Source organism: Pseudokineococcus lusitanus, assembly GCF_003751265.1.
GTDB classification, from domain to species: Bacteria; Actinomycetota; Actinomycetes; order Actinomycetales; family Quadrisphaeraceae; genus Pseudokineococcus; species Pseudokineococcus lusitanus.
In genome coordinates, this window is record NZ_RJKN01000007.1 from 57,404 (window position 1) to 71,977 (window position 14,574).

Sequence of the window (14,574 nt, forward strand, 5' to 3'; positions counted from 1 at the left end):
GGCGCGGGCAGGCGCCCGTCGTCGTCGCCCGTAGACTGGACGGGACGGCCGCAGGGTCGGCCCCCTCCCGCCCGCCGCCGCGCGGTCGGTCTCGACGGGGGGCCGAGGTCCCGGCCGGCGGGCGGCGACGTCGCCCGCAGCTCTTCTCGCAGCCGCCTCGGGCGCACCTCGGTGCGGACGGCGGCGGCCGCCGACCTGAGAGGCCGGGTGGCCGGATGACCGTCCTGATCGGCGCCCACGCCGTCGCCGCGCTCGTCGCGCCCACGCTCGTCCGGCTCCTGGGCCGTCGGGCCTTCCTCCTGCTGGCGCTCGTGCCGCTGGCGTCCTGCGCCTGGCTCGTCGCGCAGCTGCCGACCGTCCAGGCGGGCGGCGACCGGGTCGAGACCGTCGCCTGGGCGCCGCTGCTGCAGCTCGAGCTGGCCTTCCGGGTGGACGGCCTCGCGCTCGTCCTCGGGCTGCTCGTCGCCGGCGTCGGGGCCCTCGTCCTCGCCTACTGCGCGGCCTACTTCGACGACGGCGAGACGGGCCTCGGCCGCTTCGCCGGCGTCCTCGTGGCCTTCGCGGGCGCGATGCTCGCGCTCGTCCTCGCCGACGACCTGCTCCTGCTCTACGTCATGTGGGAGCTGACGACGGTCTTCTCCTACCTGCTCATCGGGCACCTCACCGAGCAGCGCAGCAGCCGCCTCGCCGCCATGCGCGCGCTCGTCGTGACGACCTTCGGCGGCCTGGCGATGCTCGTCGGGCTCGTCCTGCTCGGTGAGGCCGCGGGCACCTACCGGCTGTCCGAGCTCGTCGCCGCGCCGCCCGCTCCCAGCGGCGTGGTGACGGCCGGCCTCGTGCTCGTGCTCGTCGGCGCGCTGTCGAAGTCCGCGATCTGGCCGTTCTCGCTGTGGCTGCCGAGCGCCATGGCCGCGCCGACGCCGGTCAGCGCCTACCTCCACGCCGCGGCGATGGTGAAGGCCGGCGTCTACCTGCTGGCCCGCCTCGCGCCCGGCTTCGCCGACGTCCCCGTCTGGCGGCCGCTCGTCCTCACCCTCGGCGTCGTGACGATGCTCGTCGGCGGGTACCGGGCGCTGCGGCAGCACGACCTCAAGCTGCTCCTCGCCTACGGCACCGTCAGCCAGCTGGGCTTCATGACCGTGGTCGTGGGCCTCGGCGGCCCCGACGGCGCGCTCGCCGGCCTGGCGCTCGTCTGCGCCCACGCCCTCTTCAAGTCGACGCTCTTCCTCACGGTCGGCGCGATCGACCACGCCACCGGCACCCGCGACCTGCGGCGGCTCTCCGGGCTGCCGCGGCAGATGCCCGTGCTGACGGCCGCGGCCGTCCTCGCGGCCCTGTCGATGGCGGGGGTCACGCCGATGGCGGGCTTCGCCGCCAAGGAGTCGGCGTTCGACGCGCTGCTGCACGGCGGGTCGTCGCTCGCGACGGCCGCGCTCGTCGGCGTCGTGCTCGGCTCCTGCCTCACGGCCGGGTACACGGCGCGCTTCCTCTGGGGCGCCTTCGCCGCCAAGGGCCGGCAGCCCACCCCGGTGCACGCGCCGGGGCCCCTGCTGACCGGCGTGCCCGTCGTCCTCGCGGTGTCCGGCCTCGTGCTCGGCCTCGCCGGGCCGGCCTGGCAGCGCGTCCTGGAGCCGTACGTCCTCACGGTCGGCGAGCCCGAGGTGTACCTGCGTCCCTGGTACGGGCTGACGGCGTCCTTCGGCCTCTCGCTGCTCACCCTGGCCGTCGGCGCGCTGCTCTTCCTCGGGCGGCGCCGGGTCGTGCGGGCGCAGGCCCTGGCGCCGGTGCTCGTCGACACCGAGCGCGGCTACGGCCGCCTCGTCCGGCTCGTCGAGCGCCTCGCCGTCGAGGCGACGGGTGCCACGCAGCGCGGCTCCCTGCCCGCCTACCTCGCCGTGATCTTCGTCGTCCTCGTCGTCGGGCCCGGGACCGCCGCGGTCCTCGCCGGCCCGTGGGACGCCCCGGTCCGGCTGTGGGACACCCCCGCGCAGCTGGCCGCGGGCGTCGTCGTGGCCGTCGCCGCCGTGGCCACCGTCCGGGCCCGCCGCCGCCTCAAGGCGGCCGTGCTCCTCGGCGTCACGGGGTACGGCGTCGCGCTGCTCTTCCTCCTCCACGGCGCGCCCGACCTCGCGCTGACGCAGGTGCTCGTGGAGACGGTGAGCCTCGTCGTCTTCGTGCTCGTCCTGCGCCGGCTGCCGCTCTACTTCTCCGACCGGCCGCTGCGCCGCAGCCGGTTCCTGCGCGCCGGCCTCGCCGTGGCGGTGGGCGGCGTCGTCAGCCTCCTGGCGCTCGTGGCCGTGGCCGCGCGGACCGCCACGCCGATCTCCACGGTCTTCCCGGAGCAGGCCTACGACTTCGGCGGCGGCCGGAACGTCGTCAACGTCATCCTCGTCGACATCCGCGCGTGGGACACCGTCGGCGAGCTGTCGGTGCTCCTCGTCGCCGCCACCGGCGTCGCGAGCCTCGTCTTCCTCGGCCGCCGGTTCGGCCACCTCGACGTCAGCGCCGAGGCGGAGGAGGAGGCGGCCCGGCTGGCCTCGGCCGACCGCGGCCCCGGCGGCACCACCGGCAGCGTCGACGCCGCGGACGCCGCCCCGGCGAGCACCGCGGCCGGCGCCGACGGCCACCTCGGGGACGCCCCCGCCGAGGAGGTCCGCCCGGCCGGGCGGTGGCAGGGCCCGCCGGAGCTGCCCGCCGAGCGCCGCTCGGTCATCTTCGAGACGGTCACGCGGCTCACCTTCCACACCGTCGTGCTCTTCTCGCTCTACCTCGTCTTCGCCGGCCACAACCAGCCGGGCGGCGGCTTCGCCGGCGGGCTCGTCGCGGGCCTCGCCCTCATGGTCCGGTACCTGTCCGGCGGCCGCCGCGAGCTCGACCGCGCGGCCCCGGTGCCCGCGGGCCTGCTGCTCGGCAGCGGCCTGTTCCTCTCCGCCGGCGTCGGCCTGCTCGCCGCCCTCCTCGGCTTCACGCCGCTGCAGAGCGCGATCTTCGAGCCCACGGTGCCGGTGCTCGGCGAGGTCAAGCTCGTGACCGCCCTCTTCTTCGACATCGGGGTGTACCTGCTCGTGATCGGCCTCGTCCTCGACGTCCTCCGCAGCCTCGGGGGAGGGGTCGACGCGCACATCGAGGCGGACGCCGAGCGCGACCCCTCCTCGACGGCGGCCCTGTCGATCTCCGGCTCGGTGGGCGACCTCACCGAGGGGTCCGGGGAGGTCGAGCCCGAGCCCGAGCGCCCGGCGGCGGGCGCCGCCGCGACGCCGGCCGGCGGCACGGGGCACCCGGGCGGTGCGCGGTGACCGGCGTCACGACGGCGCCCCCCGCCGTCGTCCTCGTCGGCGTCGTCTTCGTCCTCGTCGCGACGGGCGTCTACCTCGTCCTCGAGCGCAGCCTCACCCGCGTGCTCGTCGGCGTCATCCTCCTCGGGAACGGCATCAACGTGCTGTTCCTCGTGGCCAGCGGCCGGGCCGGCAGCGCGCCGCTCGTCGGCAGCAGCGAGCCGGAGGACATGAGCGACAGCCTCCCGCAGGCCTTCGTGCTGACCGCCATCGTCATCACCCTCGGCCTCACGGCGTTCCTCCTCGCGATGGCCTACCGCAGCTGGCAGCTGCACGGCCACGACGAGGTCCAGGACGACGTCGAGGACCGCCAGGTCCGCGACCGCGCCGTCCGCGACGAGACGTCGGGCAGCTACGACCCTGACGACAGCAGCGACGACCGGTCCGACACCGGGGAGGACGCCGAGGGCGCCGACCGCACGGTCGGCGACACCGCGCTGCGGCACGTCCCCGGCAGCGGCAGCCGCCCCGCCGGGCGCCGGGACGGGGGCCCGGCGTGATCCCCCTCCTCGCGGCCGTCGCCGACCAGGGCCAGCGGGCCACCCAGGGCCAGGTGCTCGAGTGGCCGACGCTCGTCCCGCTGCCCGTCCTCGTGCCGCTCGTCGGCGCGGGCCTCGCCCTCGCCCTCGCGCGGCACCGCCGTGCGCAGGCCGCCGTGAGCATCACCGCGCTGACCGTCGTGGCCGTCACCGCGCTGGCCATGCTGCTGGCCGTCCAGGACGTCGGGACGCTCGTCGTCGCCGTCGGCGGCTGGGACTCCGGCGTCGGCATCAACCTCGTCGCGGACCAGCTCTCGACGCTCATGCTCAGCGTCTCGAGCGCGGTGACGCTCGCGGTGCTCGTCTACTCCGTGGCGCAGGGCGCCGCGGACGGGGACGACGGCGCGCCCGTCGCGATCTTCCACCCCACCTACCTCGTGCTGTCCGCGGGCGTCAGCAACGCCTTCCTCTCGGGCGACCTGTTCAACCTCTACGTCGGCTTCGAGATGCTGCTGGCGGCGAGCTTCGTGCTGCTGACGCTCGGCGGCACGAGCGCCCGCATCCGTGCCGGCTCGACGTACGTCGTCGTGAGCATCGCCAGCTCGCTCGTCTTCCTCACCGCCGTCGCGCTCGTCTACGCGGCCACGGGGACGGCGAACCTCGCCCAGCTGCCCGAGCGGCTCGACGCGCTCGACGACGGCGTCCGCCTGGCCCTCCAGCTCCTGCTGCTCGTCGCCTTCGGCATCAAGGCGGCCGTCTTCCCGCTGTCGGCGTGGCTGCCGGACTCCTACCCGACGGCGCCCGCGCCGGTCACCGCGGTGTTCGCCGGCCTGCTGACGAAGGTCGGCATCTACGCGATCATCCGGACGCAGACGCTGCTCTTCCCCGACGGGCGGCTCGACGACCTCCTCCTCGTCGTGGCGCTGGCGACGATGCTCGTCGGCATCCTCGGCGCCGTCGCGCAGACGGACATCAAGCGTCTGCTCTCCTTCACCCTCGTCAGCCACATCGGCTACCTCGTCATGGGCATCGCCCTGTCGTCGCAGCTCGGGCTGGCCGCGGCGGTCTACTACGTCATCCACCACATCACCGTGCAGACGACGCTCTTCCTCGTCACCGGCCTCGTCGAGCGGCGGGGCGGGACGACGTCGATGGACCGTCTCGGCGGGATGGCGGCCCTCTCGCCGCTGCTGGGCGTCCTCTTCTTCGTCCCGGCCATGAACCTCGCGGGCATCCCCCCGCTGTCCGGCTTCCTCGGCAAGGTCGGCCTCGTCCAGGCCGGCGTGGCCGACGGCGGGACGCTGCCGATGGTGCTCGTCGTCGCCGGCGTCCTCACGAGCCTGCTGACCCTCTACGCCGTCGCGAAGGCCTGGAACCGTGCCTTCTGGAGCCGTCCCTCGACGGTCGGGCGCGAGGAGGAGACGGCGGCGCGCGAGGAGGAGGTGCCGGCCGCGACGACGGCCGTGACCGGCGTCGGCGGCGTCGAGGTCCGGGAGGACGCCGCGCGCCAGGCTCGTGGCGGCTCGGTGCTCGGCGACGACGGGAGCCGGGTCACCGGTGCCCTCACCGGTGCGGCCGTGGACACCGCCGAGCTGCCCGTCGACGCGCGGCGGCTGCCCGCGTGGATGGTCGCGCCGACGGCCGGCCTCGTGGCGCTCGGCCTCCTGCTCACCGTCCTCGCCGGACCGCTGCTCGCCGTGTCCTCGAGCGCGGCCGAGGAGCTGCGCGGGCGCGCCCCCTACGTCGAGGCGGTGCTCGGCGACGGGACCGCCGCCGGGCTGGCCCCGGTCGGAGGTCGCGGCGGCGCCGAGGCCGTCGGCACCGCGGGCAGCGCCGCCGGTCCCGGCGGCGAGGGGGGCGACCGATGAGCCGCACCCGCCGCGCCGTCGTCCAGTGGCCCGTCCTCGTGTGGACGGCGCTCGTCTGGGTCCTCCTGTGGGGGGACCTGTCCGTGGCCAACGTGCTGTCCGGCGTCCTGCTGGGGCTGCTCGTCGTCCTCGTCTTCCCGCAGCCGCCGCTGCGCTTCCCGGGAGCGGTGCGGCCGGTGGCGGCCCTGCGCCTGCTCCTCGTCTTCGTCCGCGACGTCGTCGTGGCGTCCGTGCAGGTGGCGCTCGTCGTCCTCACCCGCCGGGCCCCCACGAGCTCGGTGCTCGAGGTCCACCTGCGGACGGCGAGCCTGTCCCACCTCACCGCGACGGCCGAGCTCATCTCGCTCGTCCCCGGCAGCGTCGTCGTCGAGGTCCGGCCGGGGACGCAGAGCCTCTTCGTGCACGCGCTCGACACCCCCGACCTCGAGGCCGCCGAGCGGGCCCGCCGCGACGTGCTCGCGGTCGAGGCTCGCGTCGTGCGCGCCTTCGGGACCGACGAGGAGGTCGGGGACCTCGAGCGGGGCGACCCGAGCGGCCACGGCCGCCACCCCCGGCCGCCCGTGCGCCGGCGCGTCGTCCACGGCGGCGGTCGGACCGCCCGGCAGGGGGAGCCGGCCCACGAGGTCGGCGCCCCCGCCTCTGCCGTCGCCCCCGCGGAGCCCACCCCCGCGGTGACCGCGCCCGCCGAGCAGCCCGCCGCGGGCCGGCCGCGCGGCCGCCACGCCGCCCCCCGAGAGGACCAGCCCTGATGCTCCCCACCGGCACCCTCGTCGTCGCGCTCGTGCTCGGCTCGGCCCTGCTCGTCGCGGCCCTCTGCGTCGTCGCCCGGGCCGTCATGGGCCCGACCATCCTCGACCGGGTCGTCGCCCTCGACGTCCTCGTCGTCGTGCTCGTCGCGTCCTTCGGCCTCTACGCCGTCCTCACCGACACGACGACGGCGCTGCCCGTCCTCGTCGTGCTCTCGCTCGTCGGCTTCGTGGGCTCGGTCTCGGTGGCCCGCTTCGCGGCCAAGGAGTCCCGGTGAGCGGCGGGGCGGCCCCCGTCCTCGCGGCGGTCGGGTCCGCGGCCGCCGAGGAGCGTGTCGTCGGGCCGGTCGGGGCGGTGCTCGACGTCCTCGCGCTCGTGTGCGTCGGCGCCGGGGTGGCGCTGGCCCTCGTGGCCGCGCTCGGCATGCTCCGGCTGCCCGACGTCCTCACGCGCCTGCACGCGGGCGCCAAGCCGCAGACCCTCGGCGTGGTCCTCGTCGCCATCGGGGTGGCCCTCGACGTCCGCACGGCGACGGCGGTGGGCATCAGCACGCTCGTCGTCGTCATCCAGCTCGTCACGGCGCCCGTGGCGGCGCACATGGTCGGCCGGGCGGCCTACCGGACGGGCAAGGTCCGCCGCGACCTCCTGCTCGTCGACGAGCTGAGCCGCCTCGAGGGGCACGACGAGCCCGAGGGCGGCCTGCCCGACGGGTGCGTGCGCGTGCCGGGCGGCGCCGCCGTCGACGACGGGCGCACCGACGACGACCGGCCGGCGGACGGCAGCACGAGCCCCGGCCGCTGACCCGTCGACCCCGCGGCGGGGCCCGCCTCAGCCCTCCGGGCCCTCGACGCCCGCCAGCAGGGCCCGCGCGGTGGGGACGTCGGTCACGAGGTGGTGGACGAGCCCGGCACGGACGACGGCGCGCACGGCCTCGACCTTCTCGGCGCCGGCGGCGACCGCCACGACGTCCCGGACGGCGCGGAGCCGGTCGGTGGTGACCGCGACGCAGTGGTCGGGCACGAGGCTCCCCGCGACGACCTGCCCCTCGGCGTCGAGGACGGTCGAGCAGGTCTCGGCGACGGCGCCGGCCTCCTCGCACGCGCGGACGACGTCCGGCGGCAGGAGGGGGCGCAGCGACGACCCGGTGGGGGCCCAGGCGCCGACGCCGACCACGGCGTGGGTGAGCCGCTCGTGCGCGGCGAGGGTCGCGCGCACGGGGTCGGTCGCCCGCAGGGCCGCCGCCAGCCCCGGCTCGGGCAGGACGGCCGGCACGTGCAGGGGGTGGACGCGGCCGCCGGTGCGGTGGCCCAGCCGACGCACGAGCTCGAGCGGTCCCACGTCGAGGTCGACGCCGGGGATGCTCCCCACGAGCTGGACGACGTCGGCCGGGGGGAGGGCGGGGGACTCGTCGGCCAGGGCCTGCAGCGTCCGCCCCCAGGAGACGCCGAGGACGTCGTCCTCCGTCAGCCGGTGCGCCAGCAGGGACCCGCACGCGGCGCCCAGCGCCCGCCGCAGCCCGGCCGGCCCGGGGTCCGCGGGCCGGACCGCCACGACCTGCCGCAGCGAGAAGAGCCGGGCGACCCGCTCGGACAGCGGGAGGTCGACGTGGGTGGGCGTGCGCACCTCGATCGTCACGACGCCGTCGCGCCGGGCCTGGTCGAGCAGCCGCGCCACCTTGAAGCGGGACACGCCCATCTCGTCGGCGATCTGCGACTTGCTGACCTCCTCGACGAAGTGGCGCCGGGCCACCGCGGCGACGAGGACGTCGTCGTCCATGGGCGTGCTCCCTTGCTTGACGTGCTCGCCGGACCCGCAGCAGACTACTCGCACATGAGCGTCGCGCGCTCGAACGAGCGGGCGCCGGACCGACGAAGGAGACGTGCCGTGGCCGTCCGACTGTTCCTCGACACCGCCGAGCGGGACGTCGCCGTCGACCTGCTGGGGACGGGCCTCTTCGAGGGCCTCACCACCAACCCGACGATCCTCCAGCGCGCCGGTCTCGGCGTGGCCGCGGCCGCGGACGTGCACCGGTGGGCCGTCGACGCCGGCGCCCGCGAGGTCTTCTTCCAGTCCTGGGGCCGCGAGGTCGACGTGCTCGTCGAGCGGGGCCTGCGGCTGCGCGAGCTGGGGGACGAGGTCGTCGTCAAGCTCGTGGCGTCGCGCGAGGGCACCGCCGCGTGCGCGCGGCTGGCGGCCCGCGGCGTCAGGACCCTCCTCACCGCGGTCTACGCCCCCGGGCAGGCGGTCCTCGCCGCCGGGGCCGGCGCCACCTACGTCGCCCCGTACCTCGGCCGGCTCGACTCCGCGGGCCGCGACGGCCACGCCGAGGTGGTCGCGATGCACGAGCTGCTGCGCGCCACCGGGTCCCCCACCGAGGTCCTCGTCGCGAGCCTGCGCGACGTCGCGAGCGTCGTGCGCCTGGCCCGGGCCGGGGTCGGCGCCTTCACCATGGCGCCCGCCGTCGCGGAGGCCTTCTTCACCGAGCAGCTGACGGCCACGGCCGTCACCGCGTTCGAGGACGCCGTCGCCGCCACGTCCTGACCCGGGACCCCTGCCCCGCGGGCGGCCCGTCGCCCCCGCACGCCCTCGAGGAGGAGGACGCCATGAGGACGTCGGTCCTGGCGGTCGGCGAGGCCCTCGTCGACGTCGTCGACGACGGCACGACCACCCGCGAGCACCCGGGCGGCTCGTCGTACAACGTCGCGGTGGGCCTGGCCCGCCTCGGGACGCCGGTCGAGCTGGCCACGTCCGTGGGGCCGGACGCCCGCGGCCGTCTCCTCCGCGAGCACCTCGCCGCCGCCGGGGTGCGCGTGACGGCCGGGTCGGCGCGGGCCACGCCCACCTCGACGTCCGTGGCGCGCCTGCGTCCCGACGGGTCGGCGGAGTACGACTTCGACGTCGAGTGGACCTTCACGCCCCCGCCTGCGGCCGAGCTGCCGGCCCTCGTGCACACCGGGTCCCTCGGGGCCTTCGTCGAGCCGGGCGGCGCGGCCGTGGAGGCCCTCGCCGACGCCCTTCCCGCCCGGTGCCTGCTGACGTTCGACCCCAACGTCCGCCCGGCGCTCATGGGGGGCCGCACGGCTGCGCTGCGTCGCGTCGGGGTCCTCGCCCGCCGGGCCGTCCTCGTGAAGACGAGCGACGAGGACGCCGCCTGGCTCTTCCCCGGACGCACGCCCGAGGAGGTCGTCGCGGCGCTGCTCGAGGAGGGGCCCGCCGTCGTCGTCGTCACCCGGGGCGCGGCCGGCGCCCTCCTGGCCTCGCGCGCGGCCACGGTGGCGGTGCCGCCGCACGTGGTGGACGTCGTCGACACCGTCGGGGCCGGCGACTCCTTCACGGCCGCGCTCCTCGCCGGGCTGGCCGACCTCCTCGACGCCGGCCGGACGCCCGACGAGCTCCGCGCGGGCCACCTCTTCACGGCCGAGCGGCTCACGGCGATGGGCATCATCGCCGCGCGGTGCGCCGCGCTCACGTGCTCGCGCCCCGGCGCGGACCCGCCCACCCGGGCAGACCTCGACGACCTCGCCGCGCCGCCGACCCCCACGACCACCTCCGCCGCCACGCCCACGCCCGGGAGCCCGTCATGACCGCACCGCAGGAGCCGCACGACGCCGCCGCCCCCACGACGGGTGCGGGCGGGCCGCAGGTGCGGGACCTGCGCGACGGCGTCGTCGTCGTCACGGGCGCGGGCTCCGGCATCGGCCGGGCCACGACGGAGCAGCTGCTGGCGGCCGGCGCCCGGGTGGTCGCCGCCGAGCTGCACCCGGGCCGGCTCGACGACCTCTTCGGGCGGTGGGGCCGCGAGCGGCTCGTCGTCGTCGGCGGCGACGTGGGCGACCCCGGCAACGCCGAGCGGCTCGTCGCGGCCGGGGCGGAGGCCTGGGGGCGGGTCGACAGCGTCGTCGCCAACGCCGGCGTGGGGTACTTCGGCGGGCTCCTCGACCAGGACGAGGACCAGGTCCTCGCCATGGTCGCCACGAACTTCACGGCCACGGTCTGGCTGGCCCGGGCCGCCCTGCGCCGCTTCCGCGCCCAGGGCGACGGCGGCGACGTCGTCGTCGTCGGCTCGGTGGCGGGGCTCGGGTCCGGCGGCGGCGAGGAGGCCGTCTACGCGGGCACGAAGGCCGCGCAGATGCAGCTGGCCACCTCGCTCGACCGCGAGACCCGGCACGAGGGCATCCGCGCGACCGTCGTCGCGCCCGCGGCCGTCAACACCTCCTTCGCCGCCGCGACGGGTCGGTTCGGCGACGCGGCGCCCGAGGACGGCGACTTCCTGCGCCCCGACGACGTCGCCGCGGCCGTCGTCACCGTCCTGCGCCAGCCCCGGCGGATGCGGACGGGCGTCTGGACGCTCTGGAGCCTCGCCGAGGCGGGCGGCTGAGCCGCCCGCCTCAGGCCCTGCGGCGCGCCGCGGCGACCTGCGGCCCGGCCGCCGCCAGCCAGGCGTCGAGCGGGCCCGGCTCGTCCCACGCCCGGTCCACGAGGTAGAGCCCGCGGGTCGGCGCCGTGGCGCCCAGCTCGACGAGGACGGGCTTGAGCAGCAGCTCGGGGGCCAGGGCGTGCGTCGGCCCGCCGCCGAGCATGAGCGGGACGGCCACGACGCCGGCGAGGTCGCCCGTGCCGACCCGGTCGAGGAACAGCTTGAGCAGCCCGGTGTAGGTGGCCTTGTACGTGGGGCTCGCCACGACCGCGACGTCGGCCGCGGCCAGCGCCGCGACGGCTCCGGCGGCGGCGGCGTCGGCCGGGTCCAACAGCCCCGCGCCGAGGTCGGCGACGTCGACGACGAGGTCCGGCGGCGCCCCGGTCAGGCGTTCGACGACGAGCTCGGCGGCCGCCCGGGTGCGCGAGCGCGGACGGGGGTTGCCGACGACGGCGACGGTGCTCATGCGCTCGCCGGCTGCGGCTCCGGTGCGTCCCGCCGGGCGGCCGCGGCGGCGTCGCGCTTCGCCACCCCCTCGCGGACGAGCGGGAGCACGTACCGGCCGACGTCGATCGCGTCGCCGAGGAGGTCGTACCCGCGCATCGAGATGATGTCGACGCCGAGGTCGACGTAGTCGAGCAGCGCCTGCGCGACCGTCTCGGGCGTGCCCACGAGGGCGTTCGAGTTGCCGGCGCCGCCGGTGGCCCGCGCCGTCGGCGTCCAGAGCGCGCGGTCGAAGCGCTCGCCGCGCTCGGCGATGGCCAGCAGCCGCTGGGAGCCGGTGTTCTCGGGCGCCGTGAGCGGGTGGCGGCGGGTGAGGGGCTGCCGCCCGCCGGCGGTGCGCGCCTCGATGCGCTCGACGGTGCGGTGCGCCTTCTCCCAGGCCAGCTCCTCGGTGGGCGCGATGATCGGCCGGAAGGCGACCTGGATGCGGGGCAGGTCGGTGCGCCCCGCGGCGCGGGCGGCGGCGTGCACCCGGTCGATCTGGGCGGCCGTCTCGGCCAGCGGCTCGCCCCACAGCGCGAAGACGTCGGCCTCCGCGCCGCCGGCGGCGTAGGCGGCGTCCGACGACCCGCCGAAGGAGACGTCCGGCCGGGGCTGCTGGACGGGGAAGGTGTCGCTGACGAAGTCGGCGAACCGGTAGAACTCCCCGTCCCAGTCGAAGGCCTCGTGGGAGGTCCAGGCCTTCTTCACCACCTGGATGTACTCGCGGGTGCGCCGGTAGCGCTCGTCCTTCGTGAGGTAGTCGCCCTCGCGCTGCTGCTCGGCGTCCGTGCCGCCGGTGATGAAGTGGACGGCGAGCCGCCCGTCGCCGATGCGGTCGAGGGTGGCGAAGGTCTTCGCCGCGAAGGTCGGGTAGCTGACGTTGGGGCGGTGCGCGAGCAGCACCTGCAGCCGCTCGGTGCGCGACAGCAGGAAGGCCGCCGCGGCCGAGGGCTCGGGGGAGCCGGACCCGTAGGCGAAGAGGACCCGGTCCCAGCCCCAGTCCTCGTGCGCCCGGCCCAGGCGCAGCGTGTAGTCCTTGTCGAAGCTCGGCCCCGAGCGGGGGGTCGTCTCGGAGCCGTCGTGGGTGGCGGCGATGCCCAGGAACTGGATCGGCACGGTCTCTCCTCGTCAGCGGTGCGGGTGGGGTGGTGGCGGGTTCAGGAGTCGACGGCGGGGTTGACCTCGGGGGCGTCGACGGCCTCCCCGGCCAGGCCCCAGCGCTCGAGGGTCCGCGCGTAGCTGCCGTCGTCGAAGGCGTGCTGCAGCCCGGCCTCGACGGCGTCGACGAGGCCGGTCCCCTTGAGGGTCGTCGCGGCGACGTACGTGGTGTTCGGCCAGCCCGCGTTGACCGTGCCGACGACCTCGAGGTCGCCCACCGACTCCTGGTAGACGGCCGTCGGGTTGGGCCCGAGGAAGGTGTCGACCCGCCCCGACTGCAGCGCCAGGAGCGTGTCGCCGGAGCTGGCGAAGTACTCCGGCTGCGCCGGCTCGAGCCCGGCGGCGACGTTCTGCGCGTCCCAGTCGAGGAGGATCCGCTCCTGGTTCGTGCCCGAGCCGACGGCCACGGTCAGCCCGGCGACGTCGGCCGGCTCGCTGATCTCCAGGTCGCTGCCCCGCGCGGCGCTGAAGGCCATGACGCCCTCGCGGTAGGTGGCGAAGTCGAAGAGCTCGAGGCGCTCGGCGTTGACGCCGACGTTGCTGAAGACCGCCTCGAGGTCCCCGCTCTGCAGCGCGAGCGGCCACTGCTCCCAGGAGACGTTGACGACCTCGAGCTCGAGGCCCAGCGTCTCGGCGACGAGCGAGGCGAGGTCGACCTCGCTGCCGACGACGGTCTGGTTGTCGTCGGCGAGGAAGCCGAGCGGCGGCTCGCCGGCGCCGGCGACGCCGACGGTGAGGCGGCCGTCCTCGGCGACGTCGGCGGGGACGAGCGCGACGGCGTCGGGGGCCGCGTCCGTGCTGACGCGGCCCGCCTGTTCGGGGCTGGTGTCCACCGCGAGGGGCTCGGCGGCCTCGTCGGCGGGGTCCCCGGCGGGGGCCTCGGCGGCCGCCTCGGCGCGCTGGTCGGCCTCGATCTCGGCGGCGCTCGTGCAGGCCGGCAGCAGGGCGGCGGCGGCGAGCGCCGCGACGGCGGCGCGGGCGGAGGTGCGGGCGGTGGTGCGGGTCATGGGGGCGTCTCCGGGGGTTGGGCGGGGTGCGCAGCAGGACGGCGGCGGGCACGCGTCAGGACGCGGGGAGGCCGGGCGGGTTCGTCTCGGAGCGCTCGACGGCCTCGCTCGTCAGCCCCCAGCGCTCGAGCACCTCGGCGTACGTGCCGTCCTCGACGGCCTGGTTCAGCGCGGGCGTGACGGCGTCGGCGAGCCCGTTGCCCTTGGCCGTGGCGACGGCGATCTGCGCGGTCTCGGGCCAGCCGCCGTTGACGGTGCCGACGACCTCGAACTCGTCGGGGGCGACAGCGGCCTTGTAGGCGGCGGTCGCGTTGGGGCCGAAGGTCAGGTCGAGCCGACCGGACTGCAGCGCCAGCGTGGTGTCGCCGTCGTTCTCGAAGTACTGGACGTCGACCGGCTCGAGGCCCGCGGCCCGGTTCTCGGCGTCCCAGGCCAGGAGGATCTTCTCCTGGTTGGTGCCGGAGCCGACGGCGATGCGGAGCCCGGCGACGTCGGCGGCGCCGTCGACGGTCAGGCCCGAGCCGGCCGGCGCCAGGAAGCCCAGCTCGTCGACGCGGTAGGACGAGAAGTCGAAGAGCTGCTTGCGCTCCTCGGTCACGGTGACGTTCGCGATGGTGACCTCGACGTCGCCGGACTGCGTCGCGAGCGGCCAGCTCGACCAGTCCGTCGTCACGAGCTCGAGCTCGAGGCCCAGCCCGTCGGCGACCAGCTGGGCGATGTCGGGCTCGTGGCCGATGACGGTCCGGTTGTCGTCGGCGAGGAAGCTCAGCGGGGCGGTGAAGGCGCCGACGGCGACGGTGAGCACGCCGTCCTCGGCGACGTCCGCCGGGAGCAGCGCGACGGCCTCGGCGCTCTCGGTGCCGCGGACGCGGTCCTGGTCCGGGCTCGTGCTGACGGCCAGGGCCTCGGTGCCGGCCTCGGCGGGCGCGCCGGCGGCCTGCTCCTGCTCGATCTCGGCGGAGCTGCTGCAGGACGCCAGCGCCAGCAGCGGCACCGCCAGGAGGGCGGGGGCGAGGCGGACGGTGGTGCGCGGGTGACGGCGGTGGCTGGTCATGGCGTGCTCGGCTCCAGGGACGC

The 14,574-nt window shown here is 76.6% G+C and carries 14 protein-coding genes; 9 read left to right on the forward strand and 5 right to left on the reverse strand.

What is annotated here, in order from left to right; genetic code table 11:
* The first annotated feature begins 215 nt into the window (after positions 1-215).
* The 6 genes from EDC03_RS13325 to mnhG are packed head-to-tail and all read left to right on the forward strand — an operon-like array spanning position 216 to position 7,230.
* Positions 216-3,296, forward strand: coding sequence for a Na+/H+ antiporter subunit A (locus tag EDC03_RS13325; RefSeq protein ID WP_123380747.1), 3,081 nt, complete (start codon positions 216-218; stop codon positions 3,294-3,296).
* Entirely contained in the window at positions 3,293-3,835 is a 543-nt protein-coding gene (locus EDC03_RS13330; RefSeq protein ID WP_123380748.1) for a Na(+)/H(+) antiporter subunit C, read from the forward strand. The genes EDC03_RS13325 and EDC03_RS13330 overlap by 4 nt, the downstream gene beginning before the upstream one ends.
* Positions 3,836-3,888: 53 nt before the next feature.
* Complete coding sequence (locus tag EDC03_RS13335; RefSeq protein WP_123380913.1) at positions 3,889-5,682, forward strand: Na+/H+ antiporter subunit D; 1,794 nt, start codon at positions 3,889-3,891, stop codon at positions 5,680-5,682.
* Positions 5,679-6,431: a Na+/H+ antiporter subunit E gene (locus EDC03_RS13340; RefSeq protein ID WP_123380749.1), complete on the forward strand. Its 753-nt coding sequence runs from the start codon at positions 5,679-5,681 to the stop codon at positions 6,429-6,431. Before EDC03_RS13335 ends, EDC03_RS13340 begins: the two co-directional genes overlap by 4 nt.
* A complete protein-coding gene (locus EDC03_RS13345; protein WP_123380750.1) occupies positions 6,431-6,706 on the forward strand; it encodes an MrpF/PhaF family protein in 276 nt (91 codons plus the stop codon). Before EDC03_RS13340 ends, EDC03_RS13345 begins: the two co-directional genes overlap by 1 nt.
* Positions 6,703-7,230, forward strand: a complete 528-nt coding sequence (gene mnhG, locus EDC03_RS13350) for a monovalent cation/H(+) antiporter subunit G (protein ID WP_241967193.1) — start codon at positions 6,703-6,705, stop codon at positions 7,228-7,230. The genes EDC03_RS13345 and mnhG overlap by 4 nt, the downstream gene beginning before the upstream one ends.
* Before the next feature lie 27 nt (positions 7,231-7,257).
* Here mnhG and EDC03_RS13355 read toward each other — a convergent pair whose 3' ends face one another.
* A complete protein-coding gene (locus EDC03_RS13355; protein ID WP_123380751.1) occupies positions 7,258-8,205 on the reverse strand; it encodes a sugar-binding transcriptional regulator in 948 nt (315 codons plus the stop codon).
* Positions 8,206-8,313: 108 nt separating this feature from the next.
* Between EDC03_RS13355 and EDC03_RS13360 the strand changes: the two genes are divergently transcribed.
* From EDC03_RS13360 to EDC03_RS13370, 3 genes are all read left to right on the forward strand, one after another.
* Complete coding sequence (locus EDC03_RS13360) at positions 8,314-8,970, forward strand: transaldolase family protein (protein WP_158674308.1); 657 nt, start codon at positions 8,314-8,316, stop codon at positions 8,968-8,970.
* A gap of 62 nt (positions 8,971-9,032) precedes the next feature.
* Positions 9,033-10,013, forward strand: coding sequence for a PfkB family carbohydrate kinase (locus tag EDC03_RS13365; protein ID WP_123380753.1), 981 nt, complete (start codon positions 9,033-9,035; stop codon positions 10,011-10,013).
* The gene (locus EDC03_RS13370) at positions 10,010-10,807 is read left to right on the forward strand and encodes an SDR family oxidoreductase (RefSeq protein ID WP_123380754.1); all 798 of its coding nucleotides are present in this window, start codon (positions 10,010-10,012) and stop codon (positions 10,805-10,807) included. The genes EDC03_RS13365 and EDC03_RS13370 overlap by 4 nt, the downstream gene beginning before the upstream one ends.
* A 10-nt stretch (positions 10,808-10,817) precedes the next feature.
* Here the strand turns inward: EDC03_RS13370 and EDC03_RS13375 are convergent, their stop codons facing one another.
* Genes EDC03_RS13375 through EDC03_RS13390 form a run of 4 tightly spaced genes read right to left on the reverse strand, consistent with a single transcriptional unit; the run spans position 10,818 to position 14,551 of the window.
* Positions 10,818-11,312: an NAD(P)H-dependent oxidoreductase gene (locus tag EDC03_RS13375; RefSeq protein ID WP_123380755.1), complete on the reverse strand. Its 495-nt coding sequence runs from the start codon at positions 11,310-11,312 to the stop codon at positions 10,818-10,820.
* Entirely contained in the window at positions 11,309-12,448 is a 1,140-nt protein-coding gene (locus EDC03_RS13380) for an LLM class flavin-dependent oxidoreductase (RefSeq protein ID WP_123380756.1), read from the reverse strand. Before EDC03_RS13380 ends, EDC03_RS13375 begins: the two co-directional genes overlap by 4 nt.
* A gap of 41 nt (positions 12,449-12,489) precedes the next feature.
* Complete coding sequence (locus EDC03_RS13385) at positions 12,490-13,497, reverse strand: ABC transporter substrate-binding protein (RefSeq protein ID WP_123380757.1); 1,008 nt, start codon at positions 13,495-13,497, stop codon at positions 12,490-12,492.
* A 55-nt stretch (positions 13,498-13,552) separates the two neighbouring features.
* Complete coding sequence (locus EDC03_RS13390) at positions 13,553-14,551, reverse strand: ABC transporter substrate-binding protein (protein WP_123380758.1); 999 nt, start codon at positions 14,549-14,551, stop codon at positions 13,553-13,555.
* Positions 14,552-14,574 lie beyond the last annotated feature (23 nt).